The sequence below is a fragment of the Pseudomonas sp. TKO26 genome (genome assembly GCF_003225665.1).
Classification (GTDB): domain Bacteria; phylum Pseudomonadota; class Gammaproteobacteria; order Pseudomonadales; family Pseudomonadaceae; genus Aquipseudomonas; species Aquipseudomonas saponiphila.
Map to the genome: position 1 here is coordinate 1 of NZ_QKLN01000007.1, position 24170 is coordinate 24170.

Here is a 24170-nt window from a genome sequence, read left to right on the forward strand (position 1 = left end):
ACTTCAACCACTTGCGCTTTCGATCTCTCGTTAGCGGGAGGCGAATTCTACAGCGTTACACGCTGCTGTCAACACCTCTTTTCAACCGCTTTCGACCGAGAGGATCGAATCGTTAACAAGGCGAAAAACACTGCTTTGCCAACTGCTTCTGGCTTCGATGAACTGAAGCGTAACCGCTGTCGAAAACCGCATAACTCGTTGAATCTTAAGGAGTTTTTCGTTTCGACTGCGCCGGAAGTGGGGCGAATTATAGACCTGTAGAATCTGCCGTCAACCTTTAATTTGAATTTTCTATGAATAAGTTCAGATAACCCCAGAAGGACCGCCTTGGCAGGCCATGTACAGATACGCCGCATACCTCTCTATATAGAAGAGAAGACCTACAACACACCCGACTGCCTCAACGCCTCTACGGCCTCACCCCTCATGCCCAGAACCTGCTGCAGAACCTGCGCCGTGTGCTCACCTAATAAAGGAGGAGCACGGCGATACTCCACCGGAGTCTCGGAGAGACGAATCGGACTGGCCACCTGAGGCACAATCCCCGCCAACGCATGCGGCAACTCCAACGCCAGCCGCCGGGACACCACCTGCGGATCGGCAAACACCTGAGCCAGATCATTGATCGGCCCACAAGGCACACCCGCCTGCTCCAACTGACTCACCCACTCGGCCGTGGTCTTGAACACCGTCGCCTGGCGAATCAACGGAATCAGCACAGCTCGATTGGCCACTCGCAGCTTATTAGTGGCAAACCGAGGATCGTCCGCCCACTGGGGCTGGCCTGCGACCTCGGCAAACTTGCGAAACTGCCCGTCATTCCCCACGGTGAGAATGAAATCACCATCTGCGGTGGGAAAATCCTGATAGGGAACTATGTTCGGGTGAGCGTTCCCCAAACGCTTCGGAGCAACCCCCGTCGTCAGGTAGTTCATCGCCTGGTTGGCCAGACACGCAACCTGCACATCCAAGAGCGCCATATCAATGTGCTGCCCGACGCCGCCCTGATCCCGATGAGCCAAGGCAGCCAGAATCGCCACCGTCGAATACAGCCCCGTCAGAATGTCGGTCAAGGCCACCCCCACCTTCACCGGCCCGGCCCCCTCATCCCCTTCAGGCCGACCGGTCAGACTCATCAATCCGCCCAGCCCCTGGATCATGAAGTCATAACCAGCACGCTTGGCATAAGGCCCCGTCTGCCCAAACCCGGTGATCGAGCAATAGATCAAGCGCGGGTTGATCGCCTTGAGCGACTCATAGTCCAGGCCATAGGCCGCCAGCCCACCCACCTTGAAGTTCTCGATGACGATATCTGACTTGGCCGCCAGCTCACGCACCAACTGCTGCCCCTCAGGACGGGTGAAATCTATGGTCACTGACTGCTTGTTACGGTTGGCCGACAGGTAATAAGCAGCCTCCGTAGTGTTCTCGCCATAAGCATCCTTCAGGAACGGCGGCCCCCAGGCGCGCGTATCATCACCATTGCCCGGACGTTCGACCTTGATGACCTCAGCCCCCAGGTCCGCCAGGATCTGCCCGGACCAGGGCCCGGCCAGTACCCGTGATAAATCCAGTACCCGCAGATGCGATAACGCGCCCATGGCCGCTCTCCTATTAATAGAACGCCTGGATGCCGGTTTGCGCGCGCCCCAGAATCAACGCATGCACGTCATGGGTGCCTTCATAAGTGTTGACCACTTCCAGGTTCACCAGATGACGAGCAATGCCGAACTCATCAGAGATACCATTGCCACCCAACATGTCACGAGCCATACGCGCGATATCCAGGGACTTGCCGCAGGAGTTGCGCTTCATGATCGAAGTGATTTCCACTGCCGCCGTTCCTTCATCTTTCATCCGCCCCAGACGCAGGCAACCCTGAAGGGCGAGGGTGATTTCGGTCTGCATGTCCGCCAGCTTCTTCTGAATCAACTGAGTTGCCGCCAGAGGGCGACCGAACTGCTGACGATCAAGGGTGTATTGACGCGCCGTGTGCCAGCAGAACTCCGCAGCGCCCAAAGCGCCCCAGGAGATGCCATACCGCGCCGAGTTCAGGCAGGTGAATGGCCCCTTGAGCCCACGCACATCCGGGAAGATGTTCTCTTCCGGCACGAATACGTTGTCCATGACAATCTCGCCGGTGATAGACGCACGCAGGCCAACCTTGCCGTGGATAGCTGGAGCACTCAGGCCTTTCCAGCCCTTCTCCAGAACGAAACCACGGATATCACCGGCGTCATCCTTGGCCCAGACCACAAACACATCGGCGATCGGACTGTTGGTGATCCACATCTTGCTGCCGGTCAGGCTGTAGCCCCCATCCACTTTGCGTGCACGAGAAATCATCGCACCCGGGTCGGAACCATGGTTCGGCTCGGTCAGACCAAAGCAACCAATCCACTCGCCGGATGCCAGCTTCGGCAGGTACTTCTGTTTTTGCGCCTCGGTCCCGAACTCATTGATCGGCACCATCACCAGGGACGACTGCACGCTCATCATCGAGCGATAGCCGGAGTCGACGCGCTCCACTTCCCGTGCGATCAGGCCGTAGCACACATAGTTCAGGCCACTGCCGCCGTACTGCTCGGGAATGGTCGCACCCAACAGGCCGACTTCACCCATTTCACGAAAAATGGCCGGATCGGTCTGCTCATGGCGGAAAGCTTCCAACACCCGCGGCGCCAGCTTGTCCCGAGCGAACTGCTCGGCGCTGTCGCGGACCATGCGCTCTTCTTCGGTGAGTTGCTGGTCCAGCAGAAGGGGATCGATCCAGTTGAAGCTTGCTTTGCCGCCCATGAGTGACTCCTCGTGAAGTAGGTCAACTATCGTGGACCGATCCTAGGCCCGACGGCAGCTCGCGGGCAAACGAGGATTTCGCAAGTTGTTGTGCTAATTTCTCACTCCGTAATGGCCATAAATACCCTTTACAGCCTCTATTAGTGAGATTGCCGTACATGCGCAGGAAGATCCCCAGCACCGCCGCCCTGATCAGCTTCGAGGCCGCTGCTCGGCACGAAAGCTTCACCAAGGCAGCGCAGGAGCTTTCCCTGACCCAGGGCGCCGTCTGCCGACAAATCGCCAGCCTGGAGGAATTTCTCGGCGTGGAACTGTTCCGACGCTCGCGGCGAGGCGTCAAGCTCACCGAAGCCGGACTCTCCTACAGCCGCCGGGTCGCGACACAGCTGGATGCGGTGGAGCGCGACACACTCTCCGTGATGGGGCAGCAGGGCGCCAATGTCATCGAGCTGGCAGTGGTACCGACCTTCGGCACCCAGTGGCTGCTGCCGCGCCTCAAGGATTTCCAGCAGCAACACCCCGAAGTCACCGTCAACCTGACCAACCGCACGCGCCCCTTCCTGTTTGCCGACACACCTTTCGACGCTGCCATCTACTTTGGTGATGCCGATTGGTCCGGCACCCAGTCCCATCGCCTGATGGGCGAACATCCGGTACCGGTGTGCAGTCCGGCCCTGTTGGCTGATCGGCAACAGTTGAGCGCCGAGGCCATTGCCGAACTGCCCCTGTTGCAACAGACCACCCGCCCCTATGCCTGGCGCCAATGGTTCAACTCACAGCAGTTGAACGTCCCCCGTGACATGACAGGCCCGCGCTACGAGCTATTCTCCATGCTCGCCCAGGCAGCCATGCACGACATGGGTATCGCGCTGATTCCAGCTTTCCTGATCCAGCGCGAGCTGGCGGAAAGACGCCTGGTCATTGCCAACCCGCAGGCTCTGACCAGCATCAAGGCGTATTACCTGATGATTCCCGAGCGCAAGGTGGAATCCGCCTCTTTACGGGCTTTTCGCGATTGGCTGGTGAATCAGGCACACAGCTACAACCTAGAAGGGTAAAGGCTTTCAGTGATTAACTGACCCCGTAGTCAGAAATTATAAAGCCCTACAGATATAAGTATTTGTCGCATTTCGACAGACTGTACCGACACCTCGGACAATAGTCCTAAAAGCGCCTAACCACGCGGCTTGTAGGGTTTATTTGACAGTAATGTAAGACTATTCACACAGCGGATGAGAAAAATCTTATTTAAGCGATGAAAGCCTTGAAAGGCACGGCTTACAAGGGTTTAACCCCACCCCTTGCGACATTCGGTCACGGGGTGACTTGTAGTTAATTTTCCGTCACTAGTCAGAATCCCTTGAAGGCCTCAAAGTTCGCCTGCAAAATGCCGCGCCCCGCTGCGATTTCAGCGGGATCGTGCTGATCGGCCGCCCCAGTCGCACCCTCCGCAGTGCGCTGGCCTTCTAAGAAAGATCGAAAGCAATAAGATCAAGCAGGAGATTTGACGTGCACATTGGTGTTCCTCTCGAAACCCAGACGGGTGAAACACGGGTTGCTGCAACCCCGGAAACCATCAAGAAGCTGATCGGCCAGGGTCATAAAGTCACTGTGCAAAGCGGCGCGGGCATCAATGCCAGCGTGGTCGACAGTGCCTATGAAGCGGCAGGAGCCACCATTGGCAGCGCCAACGATGCCTTTGGCGCCGAACTGATTCTCAAGGTCGTGGCACCCAACGACAGCGAACTGGCCCTGATCAAGAGCGGCACCGTGCTGGTGGGCATGCTCAATCCGTTCAGCAATGAAACCATCGCCAAGCTGGCCGAGCGTGGCATTACCGCCTTCGCCCTGGAAGCAGCGCCACGTACCTCTCGGGCCCAAAGCCTGGATGTGCTGTCGTCCCAGGCCAACATCGCCGGTTACAAGGCCGTGCTGCTGGCCGCCCACTACTACCCGCGCTTCATGCCGATGCTGATGACCGCTGCCGGTACGGTGAAGGCCGCCCGGGTGCTGATTCTCGGCGCCGGTGTGGCAGGGCTGCAGGCCATCGCCACAGCCAAGCGCCTGGGGGCAGTGATCGAGGCTTCGGACGTGCGTCCGGCAGTGAAAGAGCAGATCGAATCCCTCGGCGCCAAGTTCGTCGACGTGCCTTACGAAACCGATGAAGAGCGCGAATGCGCCGTTGGTGTCGGCGGTTATGCGCGCCCCATGCCGGCCAGCTGGATGCAGCGCCAGGCACTGGCAGTGCACGAGCGCGCCAAGCAGGCGGATATCGTCATCACCACCGCACTGATTCCAGGCCGCAAGGCACCGACCCTGCTCAGCGCCGAAACCGTGGCCCAGATGAAGCCCGGCTCGGTGGTCATCGACCTGGCAGCCGCCCAGGGTGGCAACTGCCCGCTGACCGTGGCGGACCAGGTGGTGGTGGAAAACGGCGTGACCATCGTTGGCCCGACCAACCTGGCCGGCGCGGTCGCCGCCGACGCCTCGGCGCTGTACGCGCGCAACCTGCTGGACTTCCTGAAGCTTGTCTTCACCAAAGAAGGGCAGTTCGAAGTCAACCTAGAAGACGACATCGTCGCCGCGTGCCTGATGTGCCGCGACGGCCAAGTCATCCGTAAAAACGCCTAAGCAGGGATTCAGACGATGGAAGAGCTTATCTCCCCCGGTATCTACAACCTGATCATCTTCGTGCTGGCGATCTATGTCGGTTACCACGTGGTCTGGAACGTCACACCCGCACTGCACACGCCACTGATGGCAGTGACCAACGCCATTTCCGCAATCGTCATCGTCGGCGCCATGCTGGCTGCCGCCCTGACCGTGACCCCGCTGGGCAAGACCATGGGCACCCTGGCCGTGGCCCTGGCCGCGGTGAACGTGTTCGGTGGCTTCCTGGTAACCCGTCGCATGCTGGAAATGTTCAAGAAAAAAGCGCCCAAAGCCGTGAAAGAAGAGGTGCAGAAATAATGAGCATGAACCTGGTAACAACCCTCTATCTGATCGCCTCGGTGTGCTTTATCCAGGCGCTCAAGGGGCTTTCGCACCCGACCACGTCACGACGCGGCAACCTGTTCGGCATGCTGGGCATGGCCCTGGCGGTACTGACCACCATTGGCCTCATTTATAAGCTGGGCGCGGAACTGGCGACCGCCGGTATCGGCTACGTCATCGTCGGCCTGCTGATCGGCGGCACCGCCGGCTCGATCATGGCCAAGCGCGTAGAAATGACCAAGATGCCGGAACTGGTGGCCTTCATGCACAGCATGATTGGCCTGGCAGCGGTGTTCATTGCCATTGCCGCCGTGGTCGAGCCCCAGTCCCTGGGCATCGTCAAACACCTGGGCGACGCGATCCCTGCTGGTAACCGCCTGGAGCTGTTCCTCGGCGCGGCCATTGGTGCCATCACCTTCTCCGGTTCGGTGATCGCCTTCGGCAAGCTTTCGGGCAAGTACAAGTTCCGCCTGTTCCAGGGCGCACCGGTACAGTTCGCCGGCCAGCACAAGCTCAACCTGGTGCTGGGCCTGGCCACCCTTGGCCTGGGCGTGACCTTCATGGCCACCGGCAACCTCGGCGCATTCGCCCTGATGCTGGCCCTGGCCTTCGTCATGGGCGTGCTGATCATCATCCCGATCGGCGGCGCCGACATGCCGGTGGTGGTGTCGATGCTCAACAGCTACTCGGGCTGGGCTGCGGCAGGGATCGGTTTCTCGCTGAACAACTCGATGCTGATCATCGCCGGCTCGCTGGTGGGCTCCAGCGGCGCGATCCTCTCGTACATCATGTGCAAGGCGATGAACCGTTCGTTCTTCAACGTGCTGCTCGGCGGTTTCGGCAACAGTGCCGACGCCGGCGGCCCGGCCGGGGCACAAGAAGCCCGCCCGGTGAAATCCGGCTCGGCGGACGATGCGACCTTCCTGCTGACCAACGCCGACACCGTGATCATCGTTCCCGGTTACGGCCTGGCAGTAGCCCGGGCCCAGCACGCGCTCAAGGAGCTGACCGAGAAGCTGGTGCATCGCGGCGTGACCGTGAAATACGCGATCCACCCGGTAGCGGGGCGCATGCCCGGGCACATGAACGTGCTGCTGGCCGAGGCCGAGGTGCCTTACGACCAGGTGTTCGAGATGGAGGACATCAACTCCGAGTTCGGCCAGGCCGACGTGGTGCTGGTACTGGGTGCCAACGACGTGGTCAACCCGGCGGCGAAGAACGATCCGAAGTCGCCTATCGCCGGCATGCCGATCCTCGAAGCCTTCAAGGCCAAGACCATCATCGTCAACAAGCGCTCCATGGCCAGCGGCTACGCCGGCCTGGACAACGAACTGTTCTACCTGGACAAGACCATGATGGTGTTCGGCGACGCGAAGAAGGTCATCGAAGACATGGTCAAAGCCGTCGAATAAAGCTGCTGTAGCGCAATACCCAAAACCTCAGCCTTTAGTAGGCTGGGGTTTTTTATTGATCTCATAAAGCCGACAGAAGGCTCTAGATCAGGACCTTTCATTCGACCTTTGTCGCGCGGTGTTTTTTTTTGAAATCACTAGACTGCGCTTCTTGCTTCCGTTGCCCGAGATAACAATCCATGTACCGTGATCGTATCCGCTTGCCTTCGTTGTTGGATAAGGTGATGAGCGCCGCCGACGCCGCCGCTCTGATTGAGGACGGCATGACCGTCGGCATGAGCGGCTTCACCCGCGCCGGTGAAGCCAAGGCCGTGCCTCACGCCCTGGCCGAACGGGCCAAGGTGGCGCCACTGAAAATCAGCTTGATGACCGGCGCCAGCCTGGGCAACGACCTGGACAAGCAACTCACCGAGGCTGGGGTCCTGGCCCGGCGCATGCCATTCCAGGTCGACAGCACACTGCGCAAGGCGATCAACGCCGGCGAAGTGATGTTCATCGACCAGCACCTGTCGGAAACCGTCGAACAGCTGCGCAACCAGCAGCTCAAGCTGCCGGACATCGCGGTAATCGAGGCGGTTGCCATCACCGAACAGGGTCATATCGTGCCCACCACCTCGGTGGGCAACTCCGCCAGCTTCGCGATTTTCGCCAAGCAGGTGATTGTCGAGATCAACCTGGCGCACAACCCGAACCTGGAAGGCCTGCACGACATCTATATCCCGACCTATCGCCCGACCCGTACACCGATTCCCCTGGTGAAAGTCGACGATCGTATCGGCAGCACGGCGATTCCGATCCCGGCGGAAAAGATCGTCGCCATCGTCATCACCAACCAGTCCGACTCGCCCTCCACCGTCTCCACCCCGGATAGCGAAACCCAGGGCATCGCCAATCACCTGATCAACTTCCTCAAGCAGGAAGTGGATGCCGGGCGCATGAGCAACAAGCTCGGCCCGCTGCAGGCCGGTATCGGCAACATTGCCAACGCGGTGATGTGCGGCCTGATCGAGTCGCCGTTCGAGAACCTGACCATGTACTCCGAAGTACTGCAGGACTCGACCTTCGACCTGATCGACGCCGGCAAGCTGAGCTTCGCCTCGGGCAGCTCCATCACCTTGTCGAGCCGGCGCAACGCCGATGTATTCGGCAACCTGGAGCGCTACAAGGACAAGCTGGTGCTGCGCCCGCAGGAAATCTCCAACCATCCGGAGGTGGTGCGCCGCCTGGGCATCATCGGCATCAACACCGCGCTGGAGTTCGACATCTACGGCAACGTCAACTCCACCCACGTCTGCGGCACGCGGATGATGAACGGCATCGGCGGCTCCGGCGACTTCGCCCGCAACGCGCACCTGGCGATCTTCGTCACCAAGTCGATTGCCAAGGGCGGGGCGATTTCCAGTGTGGTGCCGATGGTCAGCCACGTGGACCACACCGAGCATGACGTCGACATCCTGGTCACCGAGATCGGCCTGGCCGACCTGCGCGGCCTGGCGCCACGTGAACGGGCCCGGGTAATCATCGACAACTGCGTGCACCCGTCCTACCGCGATGCGCTGAACGACTACTTCACCAAGGCCTGTGCCCTGGGTGGCCACACACCGCACATCCTGCGTGATGCCCTGAGCTGGCACATCAACCTGGAAGAAACCGGGAAAATGCTCGCTGAGTGATTGATACAGTTGGCAGCTGACGCAAACACAGTTTCGTCAGCTGACCGACCACCCGTCAAAGACCGTCAAAAACTGTACTGCTGTACCGGTATTTTCCCCGCCTAAAACCATCACCTCCTCACTCAAAAGCGCATAAATGCACCAAAAAAGTGCCGACAGGTACAGTTGTGCCTTTTCGGAACAGTACAGCCCCTATAAACAGTTAACTGGTCCCTCACAATACAGGTGAACTGTATCTACAGAGTCTTGCGCGGGAAGAGGATCATGGGCACCAGTTAAACCACTACCTGATCCCGCCACAAGCGGAAGGATGTCAACCATGGAACGTACACTCAGTTCCGAACTGTTCTTCGAAGACAAAGCTGCAAAAACCCAGGCTTCCCTGCCTCTGCGCGTTATCGCCAACCTGATGCTGTGGCAGCGCCGCATCTCCAGCCGCCACCAACTGGCTCGCCTGGATTCGCGTCTGCTGGCCGATGCCGGGATCAGCGAAGCACAACGCTACGAAGAGCTGAGCAAGCCATTCTGGCGCTAACTCAGCGTCGCTGGCTCTGACCCACCGGGTCCACCGCCAGCACCCCGAATTGCACACACAAGACCCGTCGCGGGAAACCGCGACGGGTCTTGTCGTTCTGGCCTGGAAAAACTGTACGCAACACAAATACAGCCAAGTTGATTGCGACAGGTACAGTTTTATAAAACATAAAAATTAACCAGTACAATTTTATCCTGGTGTATCTGTATGGCTGTCTCCAACCGTCGCAACATGGTGCTGCAGCACGCCCCTCACTCGGCTGCTCAAGGAGGAAAGCACCATGGACTCATGCTCAGGCAAACCCGGCACCGACCTGCAGGCAGCCTCACGCAGCACGGCCTTCAAGCGCTGCATCACCACCCTCGCCAAGATGCTGGAGCGGGCCCGCACCCGCCAGTTGCTGGCACAGATGGATGAACGACAACTCTCGGACAGCGGCATCAGTCATGGCGAAAGGGCAGCAGAACTGCACAAGCCCTTTTGGCGCTGAGGCCTGAGACAACGCTGTGCGAATGCAACAGCTCAGCCTAATATCTGCAGCGACGTAGCGATTTTTGCTCTGGCTACGTCAGAACAATCAGACACAGCACCTCGCAGTGGCTGCCCGGTGTCTCACTAGCGCCCTTTATCTGTCTGTCCATTTACAGGAGTTCCTTATGTCCCGTCTTCGCCTGCTCGGCGCTACCGCATTGCTGACCCTGGCCGCCAATGCCAACGCCACCAGCCTGATCGTGACCACCGATGCCATCGTCGGCGCGCTCAAGGCCACCACCGACGCTACCTCCGACGCCACCTCCTCGCTGCGCGACAACAAGATCGTACGCGCCGCTCGGGATGACGCCGCCAGCTTCGTCGCCACCGACGGCGCCATTCGTGGAGTAAAACTGGAAAGCGCCTTCGACCACATTCGCCAACAGGCCCCCCAACTGCAGGCCACTGACGCACAGCTGGCCCAGGCAATCCTGGCGATCTGAACGAAGATTTCAGGTGCGCCTACGCACCTGAAACCCTCTGCGCTGGCCCTGTCCGGACCATTACGCTAGCCTTGGCGCTGTTTTTCAGCTGTCGAGACTCATGGGTTTGTTGCGGATTTCGCTTTTTGTTCCAGTATTCATCGCCGTCTGTGGGGCCGGCTCGGCACAGGCATTCGACCTGACCACCCAAAGCTCGGTCGTCACCGTATACGCCACAAGCCAGGTGACCTCGGCGCCCTTCGACCATAAACTGCTGCTCGCCGCCCAAGATGACGCCGCCGCCTTCGTGGCAACCGACGGCCAACTGCGTGGCGTGCGCCTGGAGTCAGCCCTGAACTATCTGCGGCACCACCGGGCAAAACTTCATGCCAGCGACCTTGAACTGGCGCAGGCAATTCTCGTCCAATAGTCACCCCTGTTATTCCGGAGTCGTTCCATGCGTAGCCCGCTGATTGCCGCCACCCTTGGCCTGCTGTTGTTGGCCGACGTGGCCCAGGCACACACCCTGGTGGCCACCAGTAACATCATCGTCCGTGCCTCCGGCCGCACGATCGATTTCACCTCGGACACCACCACCTCGATCCGCGACTCCAAAGTCGTGCGTGAAGCCCATGACGATGCCGCCAGCTTCGTCGCCAGCAATGGCGATATCCGTGGCGCCCAATTGGAAGCGGCGTTCACGGCCCTGCGCACCCAGTTGCCGGAAGCCCGCGACGCCAGCGATCAGGTCCTCGCCGAAGCCATCCTCGCTCTGTGAAACCCGTCCTCGCCTGGCTGCTGGCCGGGGCCCTGGCACTGCTCTGCGGCGCCGCCCAGGCCGACCTGAAATTGCGCCTCAAGACCGACGGCTTGAGCCCCGCGCAACAACACGCCAGCCAGGCACTGCTGGGTGAAGCGATGCAGGCACTGCCGCCGCGCTTCATCCAGCAACTGGACCGCACCATCGATGTCGGCTGGACCGACCAGATGCCCGACAACGCCTATGGCGCGGCCTCCCTGGTATCGGCGCTAGACCTCAATCGCGCCCTGCTGCCAAGCCTGACCGACGGTTCCGCCGCCACCCAGAAAACCAGCCGCCCCCATGGCACTGTGCGCCGGGAAATGCTCGCCACGGTGCTCCACGAACTGACCCACATTTACGATCGCGCGCGTCTCTGGCCCAGTGCCGAACGCAGCCTGATCCAGCGCTGTACCCGCAAGAACAGCACTTCCGGCCCGATCGGCCTGCCGGATGAATGCCGCGGCCAGAACGACCGGCGCTTCACCCTCAGCGATGACCCGCGCCTGCTGGACCTGGCCGGCTGGCCGCAATATGTCGGGCGCCGCGGAGAACGCGAGCAACACAACCGCCAGATCGCCCGCAGCCCGGACCTCTACGAGATCACCAACCCGAAGGAATTCGTCGCGGTGAACATGGAGTACTTCCTCCTCGACCCAAGCTACGCTTGCCGCCGCCCGGCGCTGTACCGCTATTACCAGGAGCATTTCGGCTGGGCCCCGGCCGCCAAGGACAACTGCGCCCAGTCCTTCGCCTTCCTCAACGCCGGCAACGACTTCGCCAGGACGCCGCTGGGCAAGGTGGACCCGGAGCGGGTCTACGCGGTGGACTACCTGCTGGCCGAAGCCAACCAGAACTGGGTCAGTCGCTGGGGCCACAGCATGCTGCGCCTGGTGATCTGCGCCCCGGGTCGTCCCCGTGGGCCGGATTGCCGCCTGGACCTGGACCAGCACCTGGTGCTGTCCTACCGCGCCTTTGTCGGCGACGTGCAGCTGTCCAGCTGGGACGGCCTGGTGGGCAAGTACCCGTCGCGACTGTTTGTCCTGCCGCTGTCGCAAGTCATCGACGAATACACCAAGACCGAACTGCGCAGCCTGGCCTCGGTGCCCTTGAAACTGTCGCGCAGCGAGATCGAGGAGGTGGTGGAGCATGCCGCGGAAATGCACTGGAGCTACGACGGCAACTATTACTTCCTGTCCAACAACTGCGCGGTGGAAAGCCTCAAGCTGCTGCGCAGCGGCAGCAACAACAAGCAACTGATCGGCCTCGACAGCATCATGCCCAACGGCTTGCTGGAAGTGCTCAAGGGCAGGGGACTGGCGGACACCAGCGTGCTCGACGACCCACGCGAGGCACTGCGCCTGGGCTACCGCTTCGACTCCTTCCGAGATCGCTACCAGGCCATGTTCGAGGTGATCAAAAAACACCTGCCGATCAAGCAGGCCAGCGTCGAAGACTGGCTGTCGCTGAGCGCCGAGGAGCGCCGGCGCTGGTTCGACCAGGCCGACCTGCGCACCAGCGCCGCCTTGCTGCTGCTGGAGCAGGCCAGCTATCGCCGGCAACTGCTGCTGGCCCAGGACGAAGTCAAGCAGCGCTACCTGGGCGCGCGCGAACTGCAGAACGGCGGCATGGAAAAGGCCAACAAGACCTTGCAGGAGATTCTCGCCAACAGCGGCTTCCTCAGCCGCCCGGCGGAACTGCTGGGCAGCAGCGGCTATGGCTTGCCGCAACCTGGTGAATGGCAGCGCCTGGAGTCCGAGAGCAGCGAGCGGCAAAAGCAGCTGCAATCCTTGACCGGTGAACTGGACAAGGAAGTGCGGGCCCTGCTGGAGCCGCAACGGGCCGCCGAGATTGCCGCCAACGAGGCCAACTTGAAGCGGGTGGGCGAGCATCTAAGGGCTCTGCACAAGGCGGCGGGTGGGTTGGAGCTGCCTTGAACGCTTCGCCGGCAAGCCGGCTCCTACAACCCGCCCGTAGGAGCCGGCTTGCCGGCGAAGAAGCCACCTACAATGTTTCCTCCGACTCCCCTGGCAAGTGCTCATCCAGATGCAGCCAAGGCAACCGGCTGTCGGTCCAGATGTGCCGGTCCGCCGGCGCCAGCTCCGGGTGGTCCAGGGTGGCAATGGTGACATCGATGCTGTCCGGGCTCAGGTGGGTAACCAACGCCAGGTGAGCACCACAGTTGCCGCAGAAATAGCGCGCGCAACTTGCAGATGAGTCGTAGCGAGCGGGAACCCCCTCCAGCCAGGTAAACGCCGAGGCGGGCAGGGTGATCCAGGTGGTCACCAGGCCGCCACTGACCCGGCGGCAGATCGAGCAATGGCAGTGGGCGATATCCCGCAGCGGCCCGCTGAACTGATAGCGCAGCCGCCCGCAATGGCAGCCTCCGCTGTGCAACTCACTCATGTGCATTCCTCCCGTGGGCCAATGCCCGTCACTTTAGTCCGCTGGTCGCCTGCCGGAACATCCAGCACTTCCTTTCAACGGCGAAAGCTGGCTGAAAGCTTCCCCGATTAGCATCGCCTCCACTACCGGCAACAGACCGGTTGGCCACAGCGGGCGTTTCTCGCGCTCCCGGCCCTATTAACAACAACAATGGTGATTCTGATGTCCGCTCGTACCCGCCTGTTAGCTGCAACTCCTCCCGTACGCCTCGTGCTTGCCGTTCTGCGCTGATCCCACCCGATTCGCCATTCCCTAGCCGCGCTACGCCTGGAGTATTCCCATGCTGACTTTCCTTGGCTTTGCCATGGTCATCACGTTCATGTTCCTGATCATGACCAAGCGCCTGTCGGCGCTGATCGCGCTGATCATCGTACCGATCCTGTTCGCCCTGTTCGGCGGTTTTGCGCCGAAAATCGGCCCGATGATGCTCGAAGGCATCACCAAGCTGGCGCCCACCGGCGTGATGCTGATGTTCGCCATTCTGTATTTCGCCCTGATGATCGACTCCGGGCTGTTCGACCCGGCCGTGCGCAAGATCCTCAAGCTGGTCAAGGGCGACCCGCTGAAGGTATCGGTGGGCACCGCCGTGCTGGCTCTGGTGGTGTCCCTGGACGGTGACGGCGCCACCACCTACATGATCTGCGTGGCCGCCATGCTGCCGCTGTACAGCCGCATCGGCATGAGCCCGCGCATCATGGCCGGGCTGATCATCCTCGCCGGCGGGGTGATGAACATGACCCCCTGGGGCGGCCCCACCGCCCGGGCCGCCAGTGCCCTGCACGTGGACCCCTCGGACATTTTCGTACCGATGATCCCGGCGATGCTGGCCGGCGTGGTGGCGATCCTGCTGATCGCCTACCTGTACGGCAAGCGCGAACGTGCGCGCCTGGGTGAACTGCACCTGGCCGGCGACGAGATCGACCACAGCGAAATCAGTGTGTCGCAGTACCCGGATGCCCGCCGGCCTAAGCTGATCTGGTTCAACGGTGCCCTGACCTTCGCCCTGATGTGCGCGCTGATCGCCGGACTGCTGCCGCTGCCGGTGCTGTTCATGGTGGCCTTCAGTATTGCCATGATCGTCAACTACCCCTGCCTGCAGCAGCAGAAGGACCGGGTCGCGGCCCACGCCGGCAGCGTGCTGGCGGTGGTCGGGCTGATCTTCGCCGCGGGTATCTTCACCGGCATCCTGTCGGGCACCGGCATGGTCGATGCCATGTCCAAGAGCCTGCTGGCGGTCATTCCGGACGCCCTGGGGCCGTACCTCGCGGTGATCACCGCGCTGGTGAGCATGCCGTTCACTTTCTTCATGTCCAACGATGCCTTCTACTACGGCGTACTGCCGGTACTGGCCGAAGCCGCCAGCCACTACGGCATCACCGCCGTGGAAATGGCCCGGGCGTCGATCGTCGGCCAACCGGTGCACCTGCTCAGCCCGCTGGTACCCTCGACCTACCTGTTGGTGGCCCTGGCCGGCATCGAGTTTGGCGACCATCAGCGCTTCACCCTCAAGTGGGCAGTGCTGGTCTGCCTGTGCATAATGTTCGCCGCTTTGCTGATGGGGATCTTTCCGCTGTTCAGCACGCTTTAAAGGCAATGATTCCCCGCCCGGGCCGGCGTCACGGCCCGGGCCATAACACTCGCGCAAAGGACTACACATGGAATGGCTGACCAACCCGGAAATCTGGGTTGCCTTCTTCACCCTGACCGCCCTGGAGATCGTCCTGGGCATCGACAACATCATCATGATCTCGATCCTGGTCAGCCGCATGCCCAAGCACATGCAGCCGCGCACGCGGATCTTCGGCCTGGCGCTGGCCATGGTCACGCGCATTCTGTTGCTGCTGTCGATCACCTGGGTCATGCGCCTCACCGCCGACCTGTTCGTGGTCTTCGGCCAGGGCATTTCCGGGCGTGACCTGATCCTGTTCTTCGGCGGCCTGTTCCTGCTGTGGAAAAGCTCCCAGGAGATGTACCACGCCCTGGAAGGCGAGGACGAAACCCTGGATGAGCCCAAGGGCAAGGGCGGCAACTTCTTCTACACCATCATCCAGATCGCGATCATCGACATCGTCTTCTCCCTGGATTCGGTGATCACCGCGGTGGGCATGGTGTCCCACGTACCGGTGATGGTGGCGGCAATCATTGTCGCGGTACTGGTGATGATGCTGGCCGCCGGGACCATCAGCGAGTTCATCGACAAGCACCCGTCGCTGAAGATGCTGGCGCTGTCGTTCCTGCTGGTGGTGGGCACGGTGCTGATCGCCGAAGCCTTCGACGTGCACGTGCCAAAGGGCTACGTCTACTTCGCCATGGCCTTCTCCCTGGCGGTGGAAGCCATCAACATCAAGATGCGCAGCGCCATCGCGAAGAAGAAAAAACAGCAGGATCCGGTGAAACTGCGCAAGGACGTTCCCGGTCAATAACCGCGAACGGGCGTCAGGAAAAAGGGGCTTTCGAGCCCCTTTTTCACGTCTGCAGCCAGTTGTTTTCATGACAGTTTTGTTTCAAACGCCGCTTGAGCTATGCGATGCTGGCGCCCTGTGCGTTAGCCAACTACAGCTTAAATACATAACGTAGAACCTCACGCAACAACGTCCACTGGCCCCACTTGGGGCTCTTCACCCCAGGGGGGGCCTCTCATGCTGACCCTGCTCAATCTGCTTTCCGCCGTGGCCCTGCTGATCTGGGGCACGCACATCGTCCGTACCGGCATCCTGCGGGTCTACGGCTCCAACCTGCGCCATGTGATCGGCCAGAACATGGCCCGGCGACCGCTGGCCTTCGTTGCCGGCATCCTGGTGACGGCCATGGTCCAGAGCAGCAACGCCACGGCGATGCTGGTGACCTCCTTTGTCGGCCAGGGCCTGATGGCCCTGACCCCGGCGCTGGCGACCATGCTCGGCGCCGATGTCGGCACCGCGCTGATGGCCCGGGTGCTGACCTTCGACCTGTCGTGGCTGTCGCCGCTGCTGATCTTCCTCGGGGTGATCTTCTTCCTCTCGCGCAAGCAGACCCGCGCCGGGCAGTTGGGCCGGGTCGGCATCGGCCTGGGCCTGATCATCCTGGCCCTGCAACTGATCGTCGAAGCCGCCGCACCTATTACCCACGCCCAAGGGGTCAAGGTGCTGTTCGCCTCGCTGACCGGCGACATCCTTCTGGATGCCCTGATGGGCGCAGTATTCGCCATGGTGTCCTACTCCAGCCTGGCGGCGGTGTTGCTCACCGCCACCCTGGCCGGGGCCGGCGTCATCAGCCTGCCGGTGGCCATCGGCCTGGTGATCGGCGCCAACATCGGCAGCGGGGTGCTGGCCTTCCTCGGCACCAGCATGCAAAACGCCGCCGGCCGCCAGGTGGCCCTGGGCAGCCTGCTGTACAAACTGATCGGCCTGCTGCTGATCATCCCGGTGCTCGACCCCCTGGCCCACTGGATGGACAGCCTGGACTTCAGCCCCCAGGAAGTGGTGATCGGCTTCCACCTGCTGTACAACACCGCGCGCTGCCTGTTGCTGCTGCCCAGTGTCGGCCCCATGGCCCGGCTCTGCAGCTGGCTGCTGCCGGAACGGCCCCAGGACAATGGCCGCGCGCGTCCACGGCACCTGGACCCGGCCGCCCTGGCCACGCCGAGCCTGGCCCTGGCCAACGCCGCCCGGGAAACCCTGCGCATCGGCGACCTGATCGACAACATGCTGGAAGCCATGCGCGATGTGCTGCGGGGCAAACAGACCGCCATCACCCAGGAGCTGCGAGCCCTGAGCGATGATGTCGAAGCGCTGTACAGCGCGATCAAGCTGTACCTGGCACAAATGCCCCGCGAGGACCTCAGCGAGCAGGACAGCCGGCGCTGGGCGGAAATCATCGAACTGGCGATCAACCTCAAGCTGGCCAGCGACCTGATCGAACGCATGCTGCGCAAGGTCCAGCAGCAAAAGACCTCGCAACGCCGGTCCTTCTCCGACGTCGGCCTGGAAGAACTGACCGGCCTGCATGGCCAGTTGATCGCCAACCTGCGCCTGGGACTTTCGGTGTTCCTCAGCGCCGACCCGGAAAGCGCCCGGCAACTGCTGCGGGAAAAACGCCGCTTCCGCGCTCAGGAACGGCGCCTGGCCCACGCCCACGTCAGTCGCCTGCAGCGCAAGATCGTGCAAAGCATCGAAACCAGCTCCCTGCACCTGGAACTGATCGCCGACATGAAGCGTCTCAACTCGCTGTTCTGCAGCAGCGCCTACGTGGTCCTGGAAACCTCGGACACCGGGGCCCTGCAAGTCGAAGACATGGCTGACATCACCCATTCACCCTGAACGTCCAGAGTTACATGCAGTCTCTAAAACTTACGCACGCCGTAAGGAAGCTTGTTATGCGTTGTCTGTTATTCGCCTGCCTGTTGCTGGGCAGTGCACAAGGATGGGCCCTGGATCGCTTCCAGGCTGAAGGCTACACCCTGCCCAACGGCCTGCAATTGCTGCTCAAACCCGGTAGCGAACGCGGCCACGTGGCGATCCGCCTGGTGGTGGGGGTCGGCCTGGACGATTTCCCCTGTGCCGACAAGGAACTGCCGCACCTGCTGGAACACCTGCTGTTCAGCGGCATCGACGCCAGCGGCGAAGGCGGCCTGGAAGAACGCATGCAGGCCCTGGGCGGCGAATGGAATGCCTACACCAGCAATGCCGACACCACTTTCGTCATCGAGGCCCCGGCGAGAAACCAGCGCAAGGTCCTCGACCTGCTGCTGTCGCTGCTGACCCGCACCCGCCTTGACGACAACGCGGTGGCCGCCGCCAAACAGGTGGTGGAGCGCGAAGACGGCGGCCATTACTCGCACCTGCAGCGCTGGCTCGACCGCCAGGACCTGGGCCATAGGGCCGGCAACCAGCTGGCGGTGGAACTGGGGCTCAAGTGCGCCGAGCGCGCCGAAGTCGGGCACCTGACCCTGGCCCAGCTGGAGCAAGTGCGCCGGGACTGGTACGCCCCCAACAACATGACCCTGATCGTGGTCGGCGAACTCGATCGCCTGCTGCCGGCCTATCTTGAACGCACCTACGGCGCCCTGGTTCCGGTGGAGCCCAGCGAGCACCCCGATTTGCCGCAGATCCAGGGCACGGCCGCCGCCGAGCGCGACCTGATCCATGGCTGGGTAGGGCAGAGCGCCCAGTTGCACTGGCTGTTTCCCGAACCCCAGCTGGAACAGCAGCATGACGAGACGTTCGACCTGCTCAAGGACTACCTGGACTGGGCGCTGTACCGCCAGTTGCGCCTGGAGCACGAACTGTCCTACGGCCCCTGGAGCGATCGGGAAGTCTTCGGTGGGGTAGGGTTTCTCAGCCTCAATGCCGACCTGGAGCGTGATGCGCTGCCCCAGGCCCGCCAAGTGGTCCAACAGCTCAGGGCACACCTGCTCAAGGACGGCCTCGACCCGGCCACCTTCGAGCGCCTGAAACAGGCCGCCATCGACCGCCAGGCCTGGGCGGTGCAAGGCAACAGCGCCCTGGCGGACTACTACTGGAGCGCCCTGGGAGACTTCGACAACGGCCGTTTCAGCGACCCGGCCAAGCGCCTGCGGGCAGTCAGCCTGGAACAGGCCAATCAGGCCCTGAAGCAATTGCTGCAACAGCCGGGCTACCTGCGCATCGAAAAGCCGCTGCTGGGCGACGAACAACTGCTGTGGCTGGGCGCTGGCCTGCTGGGCCTGATCCTCTGCGCCAGTCTCGGCGCCTGCCTGTGGCAGCGTCGGCGTCGCGCACGTCCGCTGTAGCGGGAGCATCGCAGCCTGCCGCTGACGGCGCGGCGGAGCCGGGCAGCGCTACAGGCCTCCGGCCCGAGCAAGCTCCCTCGCCACGGGCCGCGGCCAACGGTATCCTGTCGCGGTTTTTTCCTGCCCAGACTGTGATCCCCGCCCGATGCCTAACCTGACCCTCTATATTCAGCGCGTTCTGGAACTGATCAAGCGCTACCCGGGGGTCATTGCGCTCGGCGGGTTCATCTCCGGAGTCAGCAGCTTCATCCTGGTCGATCGACAGCAGAGCCTGGCCTCGTGGATCGCCGTGATCCTGCTGGTGAGCTGGGTCTGGCTGATGCTGGAAAACAGCCTGACCCAACTGTTCACCAAGGTCTTCAAGCGCGAGATACCGCAGCCGCTATTGCGTTACGCCACACAGATGATCCACCAGGAAAGCCTGTTCTTCGTCCTGCCGTTCTTCTTCATCACCACCAGCTGGAACAGCGGCCAGTTGGTGTTTACCGGCTTGCTGGGGGCCGCGGCACTGATTTCCATCACCGACCCGCTGTACTACAAATGGCTGGCCCCGCGGCGCTGGCTGTTCCTCGCCCTGCACACCCTGACGCTGTTCGCCGCCCTGCTCACCGCGCTGCCGCTGATCCTGCACCTGACCACGGCCCAGAGCTTCAAGCTGGCCCTGGGCATCGCCATGCTCCTGTCGTTCCCGAGCCTGGCGTCGATCCTGCCGATCCGCAGCCTGCGCAGTGCCCTGACAGTGCTGGGCATCACCCTGGCCATTGGCAGCACCGGCTGGCTGCTGCGCTCCTGGGTGCCGCCGGCCACCCTGTGGCTGACCGAGGACGCCATCAGCACCCAGCTTCAGGACCGCACGCCGGGAGACAGCCTGGAACAGGTCAGCAGCCGCCAGGTGCGCAGCGACGGCTTGTACGCCTACACCGCGATCAACGCGCCCCGGGGCCTGGACGAGCGCATCTATCACGTCTGGCAGTTCAACGGCAGTGAAGTGGACCGCATCGCCCTGGACATTCGCGGCGGGCGCAAGGAGGGCTACCGCGCCTGGTCCCACAAGCAGAACTTCCCGGCCAACCCGGCGGGCAACTGGCAGGTCCGGGTCATTACCGAGGACGGGCAGGTGATCGGTGTGCTGCGCTTCGAGATCACCGATCCAGATCAAGATGCGGCCAAGAGCAGCGAGGCAAAGTAACGGGGATCGTGCTATTACGTAGCACTGCGCAATCGCCCCACAAGCTCGGAGCTTATGAATACCCGCATGACGCCCGGCACCGCTCAACTGGACAACGCCCACTCTCCGGCGCAACTGCGCATCGGTGGCGACTGGACGCTGGCCCATTACAGCGATCTCAAGCGTCTCTGCCAGAGCCTCGACGGCCACTACGACAGCAGCACCCACATCGACCTCAACGGCCTGGGAGCCCTGGACACCGCCGGCGCCTCGCTGCTGGTGGAGCTGCTGGGTGCCGAACGCCTGGGCCAGTCCGCCGAGCACCCGGGCTGCACCCTGTCCAGCGCCGACCGCGCGCTGCTGCACACGGTCTACAGCTCGCTCAACGATTTCTGTGTGCCGGTCAGGGAGCCGGAGATTTCCGTCAGCGTGCAATTGCTCTCGCGCATCGGCAGCGCCGTCTACACCGTCTGGCAGGACACCCTGAAAGTCCTGGGCTTCATCGGCCTGATCCTCGAAACCCTGGCCCGCGGCCTGCTGCGCCCCAAACGCTGGCGCATCACCCCGGTGGTGGCACACATCGAACAGACCGGCCTCGACGCCGCCCCCATCGTCGCCCTGCTGACCTTCCTGGTGGGCGCCGTGGTGGCCTTTCTCGGGGCCACGGTGCTGGCCAACTTCGGTGCCAGCATCTTTACCGTGGACCTGGTGGCGTTTTCCTTCTTGCGGGAATTCGGCGTGCTGCTCACAGCGATCCTGATGGCCGGACGCACCGCCAGTGCCTTCACCGCACAGATCGGCTCGATGAAGGCCAACGAAGAGATCGATGCGATCCGTACCCTGGGCCTGGACCCGATGGAGCTGCTGGTGCTGCCCCGAGTCCTGGCGTTGCTGGTGGCGCTGCCGATGCTGACCTTCCTGGCGATGCTCTCGGGGATCATTGGCGGCGCCGTGGTCTGTGCCCTGTCCCTGGATATCTCGCCGGCGATGTTCCTTTCGTTGCTGCATTCGGACATTGGCGTCAAACACTTCCTGCTGGGCCTGGTGAAAGCGCCGGTCTTTGCCTTCCTGATCGCCGCCATCGGCTGCCTGGAAGGCTTCAAGGTCAGCGGCAGCGCCGAGTCGGTGGGGGCCCACACCACTTCCAGCGTGGTCCAGTCGATCTTCGTGGTGATCGTCATCGACGCCGTGGCCGCGCTGTTCTTCATGGAGATGGGCTGGTGAGCCGTGCACCACGCGCGCCAACCGAGGCGGTGATCGAGGTCCGCGGCCTGTGCAATCGCTTCGGCAAGCAGAGCGTGCACGAGAACCTCGACCTGGACGTGTTCAAGGGCGAGATCCTTGGCGTGGTCGGCGGCTCCGGCAGCGGCAAGTCGGTGCTGCTGCGCAGCATCGTCGGCCTGCGCCAACCCAGCGAAGGCTCGGTGCGGGTCTTTGGCCAGGACCTGCCGAGCCTGCCGGAACAACAACGCTCGTTGATCGAACGGCGCTTTGGCGTGCTGTTCCAGAAGGGCGCGCTGTTCACCTCGCTGACGGTCACCGAGAACGTCGCCCTGCCACTGATCGAGCATGCCGGGCTGTCTCGCGCCGATGCCGAGCACCTGGCGGCAGTCAAGCTGGCGCTGGCCGGGCTGCCACTGTCGGCGGCGGACAAATACCCGGCTTCGCTGTCCGGCGGGATGATCAAGCGTGCCGCCCTGGCCCGGGCACTGGCCCTGGACCCGGATATCCTGTTTCTCGACGAACCCACCGCCGGCCTTGACCCGGTGGGCGCCGCCGCCTTCGACCAGTTGATCCTGACCCTGCGCGATGCCCTGGGCCTGAGTGTGTTCCTGGTCACCCACGACCTGGACACGCTCTACACCATCACCGACCGGGTGGCGGTGCTGGCACAGAAAAAGGTACTGGTGGCGGACGCCATCGATGTGGTCGCCGAAACCCCGGACGAATGGATTCACCAGTACTTCCATGGCCCTCGCGGCCGCGCGGCCTATCAGGCCGCTACACAGACCAACGAGGGATGACATGGAAACCCGAGCCCATCATGTACTGATCGGCCTGTTCACCGTGATCGTGGTGGCCGGTGCCCTGCTGTTCGGCCTGTGGCTGGCCAAGTCCAGTGTCGACAGCGCCTTCCAGGACTACCAGATCGTGTTCAATGAGGCGGTCAGCGGCCTGTCCAAGGGCAGCGCCGTGCAATACAGCGGGATCAAGGTCGGCGATGTGGTCAACCTGCGCCTGGATCCCAAGGACCCGCGCCGGGTACTGGCGCAGATCCGCCTGGGCAGTGAAACGCCGATCAAGGAAGACACCCAGGCCAAGTTGGCCCTGACCGGCATCACCGGCACCTCGATCATCCAGCTCAGCGGCGGCACGCCGCAAAGTCCGCCTCTCAAGGGCAAGGATGGCCAACTGCCGACCATCATCGCCTCGCCATCGCCCATCGCCCGCCTGCTGAACAACAGCAACGACCTGATGACCGGGGTCAACCTGCTGCTGCACAACGCCAACCGCATGTTCTCCCCGGACAACGTGGAACGGGTCAGCGGCACCCTGGACAACCTGCAGAAAACCTCGGCGAGCATCGCCGGGCAACGTGATGAGCTGCGCCAACTGATGCAGCAACTGGGCACCATCAGCAAGCAGACCAGCGCCATGCTGGAACAGACCACCGCGCTGATGCGCAACGCCAACGGCCTGCTCAGCGACCAGGGCAAGCAGATGGTCGGCAGCGCGGCACAGGCCATGCGCAACCTGGAGCAGAGCAGCGCCACCCTGAACACGCTGCTGAGCAACAATCAGGACTCGCTGAACAACGGCATGCAGGGCCTCAACGGCCTGGCGCCAGCGGTACGCGAACTGCGCGAAACCCTGGGCTCGCTGCGGAGCATCACCCGCCGCCTGGAAGCCAACCCCGGCGGTTATTTGCTGGGTAACGAGAAAAACAAGGAGTTCACGCCATGAAGCGTGCCGATCGCCTGTTTGCCCGCTTGGCCCTGAGTGCCGCCCTGGTCATGACCGGCGCCTGCTCGATCCTGCCCAAGGGCGAGCCGCTGGACATCTATCGGCTGCCGGTGAACCAGGCCGGCGCCACGGCCCCGAGCCAGGCCCTGCCGTGGTCCTTGCAGTTGCTCAAGCCCCAGGCCGGCGACGCGCTGAACAGCGCGCGGATCGCGGTACTTCCCCAGGGCAACCTGATCAGCAGCTACAAGGCTTCGCGCTGGAGCGACCCGGCGCCGATCCTGCTGCGCAACCGCCTGCTGGACGGCTTCCAGCGCGATGGCCGGGTACAGCTGTTGAGCACCGACGACAGCAACCAGCAGACCGACCTGGCCCTGGGCGGCGACCTGCAAGCCTTCCAGACCGAATACCAGGGCACGACCGTCCAGGTGGTGATCCGCCTGGATGCGCGACTGATTCGTGGCAATGACCAGAAGATCCTCGCCAGTCGACGTTTTGAAGTGCGCCAGCCACTGACTGAAACCGGGATACCGGCGGTGGTGACGGGGTTTGGCCAGGCCAGCGATGCGCTCACCCGACAGGTGGTGGACTGGGCGGTGGGGCAGGGCAATCGGGCGCTCAAGCGTTGAGCGCCGATTCGCTGGCAAGCCGGCTCCTACCGGTGGTGTAGGAGCCGGCTTGCCGG

Annotated in this window: 23 protein-coding genes and 1 pseudogene; 21 read left to right on the top strand and 3 right to left on the bottom strand. The window is 62.4% G+C overall.

Features of this window, described 5'->3' with window-relative positions; genetic code table 11:
- Positions 1 to 261: pseudogene (locus DNK59_RS31980) on the top strand (hypothetical protein); the annotation flags it as partial.
- A gap of 119 nt (positions 262 to 380) precedes the next feature.
- Here the strand turns inward: DNK59_RS31980 and DNK59_RS12195 are convergent.
- Both DNK59_RS12195 and DNK59_RS12200 read right to left on the bottom strand, forming a co-directional pair.
- Positions 381 to 1601, bottom strand: coding sequence for a CaiB/BaiF CoA-transferase family protein (locus tag DNK59_RS12195; protein ID WP_110723359.1), 1221 nt, complete (start codon positions 1599 to 1601; stop codon positions 381 to 383).
- 13 nt (positions 1602 to 1614) lie between these two features.
- Positions 1615 to 2796, bottom strand: coding sequence for an acyl-CoA dehydrogenase (locus DNK59_RS12200; protein ID WP_110723360.1), 1182 nt, complete (start codon positions 2794 to 2796; stop codon positions 1615 to 1617).
- Positions 2797 to 2954: 158 nt separating this feature from the next.
- Between DNK59_RS12200 and DNK59_RS12205 the strand changes: the two genes are divergently transcribed.
- The 11 genes from DNK59_RS12205 (at position 2955) to DNK59_RS12255 (ending at position 13099) form a co-directional block, all read left to right on the top strand.
- A complete protein-coding gene (locus tag DNK59_RS12205) occupies positions 2955 to 3854 on the top strand; it encodes a LysR family transcriptional regulator (RefSeq protein ID WP_092318338.1) in 900 nt (299 codons plus the stop codon).
- Positions 3855 to 4305: 451 nt separating this feature from the next.
- Positions 4306 to 5427 carry a Re/Si-specific NAD(P)(+) transhydrogenase subunit alpha gene (locus tag DNK59_RS12210; protein ID WP_092318335.1) on the top strand — a complete coding sequence of 374 codons (1122 nt, stop codon included), beginning with the start codon at positions 4306 to 4308 and terminating at the stop codon, positions 5425 to 5427.
- Positions 5428 to 5442: 15 nt separating this feature from the next.
- Positions 5443 to 5766, top strand: a complete 324-nt coding sequence (locus DNK59_RS12215) for an NAD(P) transhydrogenase subunit alpha (RefSeq protein ID WP_005783507.1) — start codon at positions 5443 to 5445, stop codon at positions 5764 to 5766.
- Positions 5766 to 7202, top strand: coding sequence for an NAD(P)(+) transhydrogenase (Re/Si-specific) subunit beta (locus DNK59_RS12220; protein WP_092318332.1), 1437 nt, complete (start codon positions 5766 to 5768; stop codon positions 7200 to 7202). The genes DNK59_RS12215 and DNK59_RS12220 overlap by 1 nt, the downstream gene beginning before the upstream one ends.
- A gap of 179 nt (positions 7203 to 7381) precedes the next feature.
- A complete protein-coding gene (locus tag DNK59_RS12225; protein ID WP_110723361.1) occupies positions 7382 to 8875 on the top strand; it encodes an acetyl-CoA hydrolase/transferase family protein in 1494 nt (497 codons plus the stop codon).
- A gap of 319 nt (positions 8876 to 9194) precedes the next feature.
- Positions 9195 to 9410, top strand: coding sequence for a DUF1127 domain-containing protein (locus tag DNK59_RS12230; protein ID WP_003220409.1), 216 nt, complete (start codon positions 9195 to 9197; stop codon positions 9408 to 9410).
- A gap of 280 nt (positions 9411 to 9690) precedes the next feature.
- The gene (locus DNK59_RS12235) at positions 9691 to 9900 is read left to right on the top strand and encodes a DUF1127 domain-containing protein (RefSeq protein WP_110723362.1); all 210 of its coding nucleotides are present in this window, start codon (positions 9691 to 9693) and stop codon (positions 9898 to 9900) included.
- A 166-nt stretch (positions 9901 to 10066) separates the two neighbouring features.
- On the top strand, positions 10067 to 10384 hold the full coding sequence (locus DNK59_RS12240) for a DUF2388 domain-containing protein (RefSeq protein WP_110723363.1): 318 nt from the start codon (positions 10067 to 10069) through the stop codon (positions 10382 to 10384).
- Positions 10385 to 10484: 100 nt separating this feature from the next.
- Complete coding sequence (locus tag DNK59_RS12245; protein WP_110723364.1) at positions 10485 to 10793, top strand: DUF2388 domain-containing protein; 309 nt, start codon at positions 10485 to 10487, stop codon at positions 10791 to 10793.
- Positions 10794 to 10820: 27 nt separating this feature from the next.
- On the top strand, positions 10821 to 11141 hold the full coding sequence (locus DNK59_RS12250) for a DUF2388 domain-containing protein (RefSeq protein WP_016963715.1): 321 nt from the start codon (positions 10821 to 10823) through the stop codon (positions 11139 to 11141).
- Positions 11138 to 13099, top strand: a complete 1962-nt coding sequence (locus tag DNK59_RS12255; RefSeq protein ID WP_110723365.1) for a DUF4105 domain-containing protein — start codon at positions 11138 to 11140, stop codon at positions 13097 to 13099. Before DNK59_RS12250 ends, DNK59_RS12255 begins: the two co-directional genes overlap by 4 nt.
- A gap of 67 nt (positions 13100 to 13166) precedes the next feature.
- Here DNK59_RS12255 and DNK59_RS12260 read toward each other — a convergent pair whose 3' ends face one another.
- Complete coding sequence (locus DNK59_RS12260; RefSeq protein ID WP_110723366.1) at positions 13167 to 13568, bottom strand: GFA family protein; 402 nt, start codon at positions 13566 to 13568, stop codon at positions 13167 to 13169.
- A gap of 319 nt (positions 13569 to 13887) precedes the next feature.
- Between DNK59_RS12260 and DNK59_RS12265 the strand changes: the two genes are divergently transcribed.
- From DNK59_RS12265 to DNK59_RS12305, 9 genes are all read left to right on the top strand, one after another.
- Positions 13888 to 15195, top strand: a complete 1308-nt coding sequence (locus DNK59_RS12265; protein WP_060836902.1) for a CitMHS family transporter — start codon at positions 13888 to 13890, stop codon at positions 15193 to 15195.
- Between the two features lie 67 nt (positions 15196 to 15262).
- Positions 15263 to 16030, top strand: a complete 768-nt coding sequence (locus DNK59_RS12270) for a TerC family protein (RefSeq protein WP_092318307.1) — start codon at positions 15263 to 15265, stop codon at positions 16028 to 16030.
- A gap of 216 nt (positions 16031 to 16246) precedes the next feature.
- Positions 16247 to 17905: a Na/Pi cotransporter family protein gene (locus DNK59_RS12275; RefSeq protein ID WP_110723367.1), complete on the top strand. Its 1659-nt coding sequence runs from the start codon at positions 16247 to 16249 to the stop codon at positions 17903 to 17905.
- A gap of 56 nt (positions 17906 to 17961) precedes the next feature.
- The gene (locus DNK59_RS12280) at positions 17962 to 19356 is read left to right on the top strand and encodes a pitrilysin family protein (protein WP_110723368.1); all 1395 of its coding nucleotides are present in this window, start codon (positions 17962 to 17964) and stop codon (positions 19354 to 19356) included.
- Between the two features lie 145 nt (positions 19357 to 19501).
- Positions 19502 to 20545 carry a DUF5924 family protein gene (locus tag DNK59_RS12285; RefSeq protein ID WP_110723369.1) on the top strand — a complete coding sequence of 348 codons (1044 nt, stop codon included), beginning with the start codon at positions 19502 to 19504 and terminating at the stop codon, positions 20543 to 20545.
- 54 nt (positions 20546 to 20599) lie between these two features.
- On the top strand, positions 20600 to 21748 hold the full coding sequence (locus DNK59_RS12290; protein ID WP_110723370.1) for an ABC transporter permease: 1149 nt from the start codon (positions 20600 to 20602) through the stop codon (positions 21746 to 21748).
- A complete protein-coding gene (locus DNK59_RS12295) occupies positions 21745 to 22548 on the top strand; it encodes an ABC transporter ATP-binding protein (RefSeq protein WP_110723371.1) in 804 nt (267 codons plus the stop codon). The genes DNK59_RS12290 and DNK59_RS12295 overlap by 4 nt, the downstream gene beginning before the upstream one ends.
- 1 nt (position 22549) lies before the next feature.
- Entirely contained in the window at positions 22550 to 23488 is a 939-nt protein-coding gene (locus DNK59_RS12300; protein ID WP_092318289.1) for an MlaD family protein, read from the top strand.
- Complete coding sequence (locus DNK59_RS12305) at positions 23485 to 24114, top strand: ABC-type transport auxiliary lipoprotein family protein (RefSeq protein WP_110723372.1); 630 nt, start codon at positions 23485 to 23487, stop codon at positions 24112 to 24114. The genes DNK59_RS12300 and DNK59_RS12305 overlap by 4 nt, the downstream gene beginning before the upstream one ends.
- Positions 24115 to 24170 lie beyond the last annotated feature (56 nt).

Excerpts from the sequence above, each read along its gene's own strand:
- DNK59_RS12195 (WP_110723359.1), bottom strand. The coding sequence starts at position 1,601 with ATGGGCGCGTTATCGCATCTGCGGGTACTGGATTTATCACGGGTACTG.
- DNK59_RS12200 (WP_110723360.1), bottom strand. The coding sequence starts at position 2,796 with ATGGGCGGCAAAGCAAGCTTCAACTGGATCGATCCCCTTCTGCTGGAC.
- DNK59_RS12205 (WP_092318338.1), top strand. The coding sequence starts at position 2,955 with ATGCGCAGGAAGATCCCCAGCACCGCCGCCCTGATCAGCTTCGAGGCC.
- DNK59_RS12215 (WP_005783507.1), top strand. The coding sequence starts at position 5,443 with ATGGAAGAGCTTATCTCCCCCGGTATCTACAACCTGATCATCTTCGTG.
- DNK59_RS12220 (WP_092318332.1), top strand. The coding sequence starts at position 5,766 with ATGAGCATGAACCTGGTAACAACCCTCTATCTGATCGCCTCGGTGTGC.
- DNK59_RS12225 (WP_110723361.1), top strand. The coding sequence starts at position 7,382 with ATGTACCGTGATCGTATCCGCTTGCCTTCGTTGTTGGATAAGGTGATG.
- DNK59_RS12230 (WP_003220409.1), top strand. The coding sequence starts at position 9,195 with ATGGAACGTACACTCAGTTCCGAACTGTTCTTCGAAGACAAAGCTGCA.
- DNK59_RS12235 (WP_110723362.1), top strand. The coding sequence starts at position 9,691 with ATGGACTCATGCTCAGGCAAACCCGGCACCGACCTGCAGGCAGCCTCA.
- DNK59_RS12240 (WP_110723363.1), top strand. The coding sequence starts at position 10,067 with ATGTCCCGTCTTCGCCTGCTCGGCGCTACCGCATTGCTGACCCTGGCC.
- DNK59_RS12245 (WP_110723364.1), top strand. The coding sequence starts at position 10,485 with ATGGGTTTGTTGCGGATTTCGCTTTTTGTTCCAGTATTCATCGCCGTC.
- DNK59_RS12250 (WP_016963715.1), top strand. The coding sequence starts at position 10,821 with ATGCGTAGCCCGCTGATTGCCGCCACCCTTGGCCTGCTGTTGTTGGCC.
- DNK59_RS12260 (WP_110723366.1), bottom strand. The coding sequence starts at position 13,568 with ATGAGTGAGTTGCACAGCGGAGGCTGCCATTGCGGGCGGCTGCGCTAT.
- DNK59_RS12265 (WP_060836902.1), top strand. The coding sequence starts at position 13,888 with ATGCTGACTTTCCTTGGCTTTGCCATGGTCATCACGTTCATGTTCCTG.
- DNK59_RS12270 (WP_092318307.1), top strand. The coding sequence starts at position 15,263 with ATGGAATGGCTGACCAACCCGGAAATCTGGGTTGCCTTCTTCACCCTG.
- DNK59_RS12275 (WP_110723367.1), top strand. The coding sequence starts at position 16,247 with ATGCTGACCCTGCTCAATCTGCTTTCCGCCGTGGCCCTGCTGATCTGG.
- DNK59_RS12280 (WP_110723368.1), top strand. The coding sequence starts at position 17,962 with ATGCGTTGTCTGTTATTCGCCTGCCTGTTGCTGGGCAGTGCACAAGGA.
- DNK59_RS12285 (WP_110723369.1), top strand. The coding sequence starts at position 19,502 with ATGCCTAACCTGACCCTCTATATTCAGCGCGTTCTGGAACTGATCAAG.
- DNK59_RS12290 (WP_110723370.1), top strand. The coding sequence starts at position 20,600 with ATGAATACCCGCATGACGCCCGGCACCGCTCAACTGGACAACGCCCAC.
- DNK59_RS12300 (WP_092318289.1), top strand. The coding sequence starts at position 22,550 with ATGGAAACCCGAGCCCATCATGTACTGATCGGCCTGTTCACCGTGATC.
- DNK59_RS12305 (WP_110723372.1), top strand. The coding sequence starts at position 23,485 with ATGAAGCGTGCCGATCGCCTGTTTGCCCGCTTGGCCCTGAGTGCCGCC.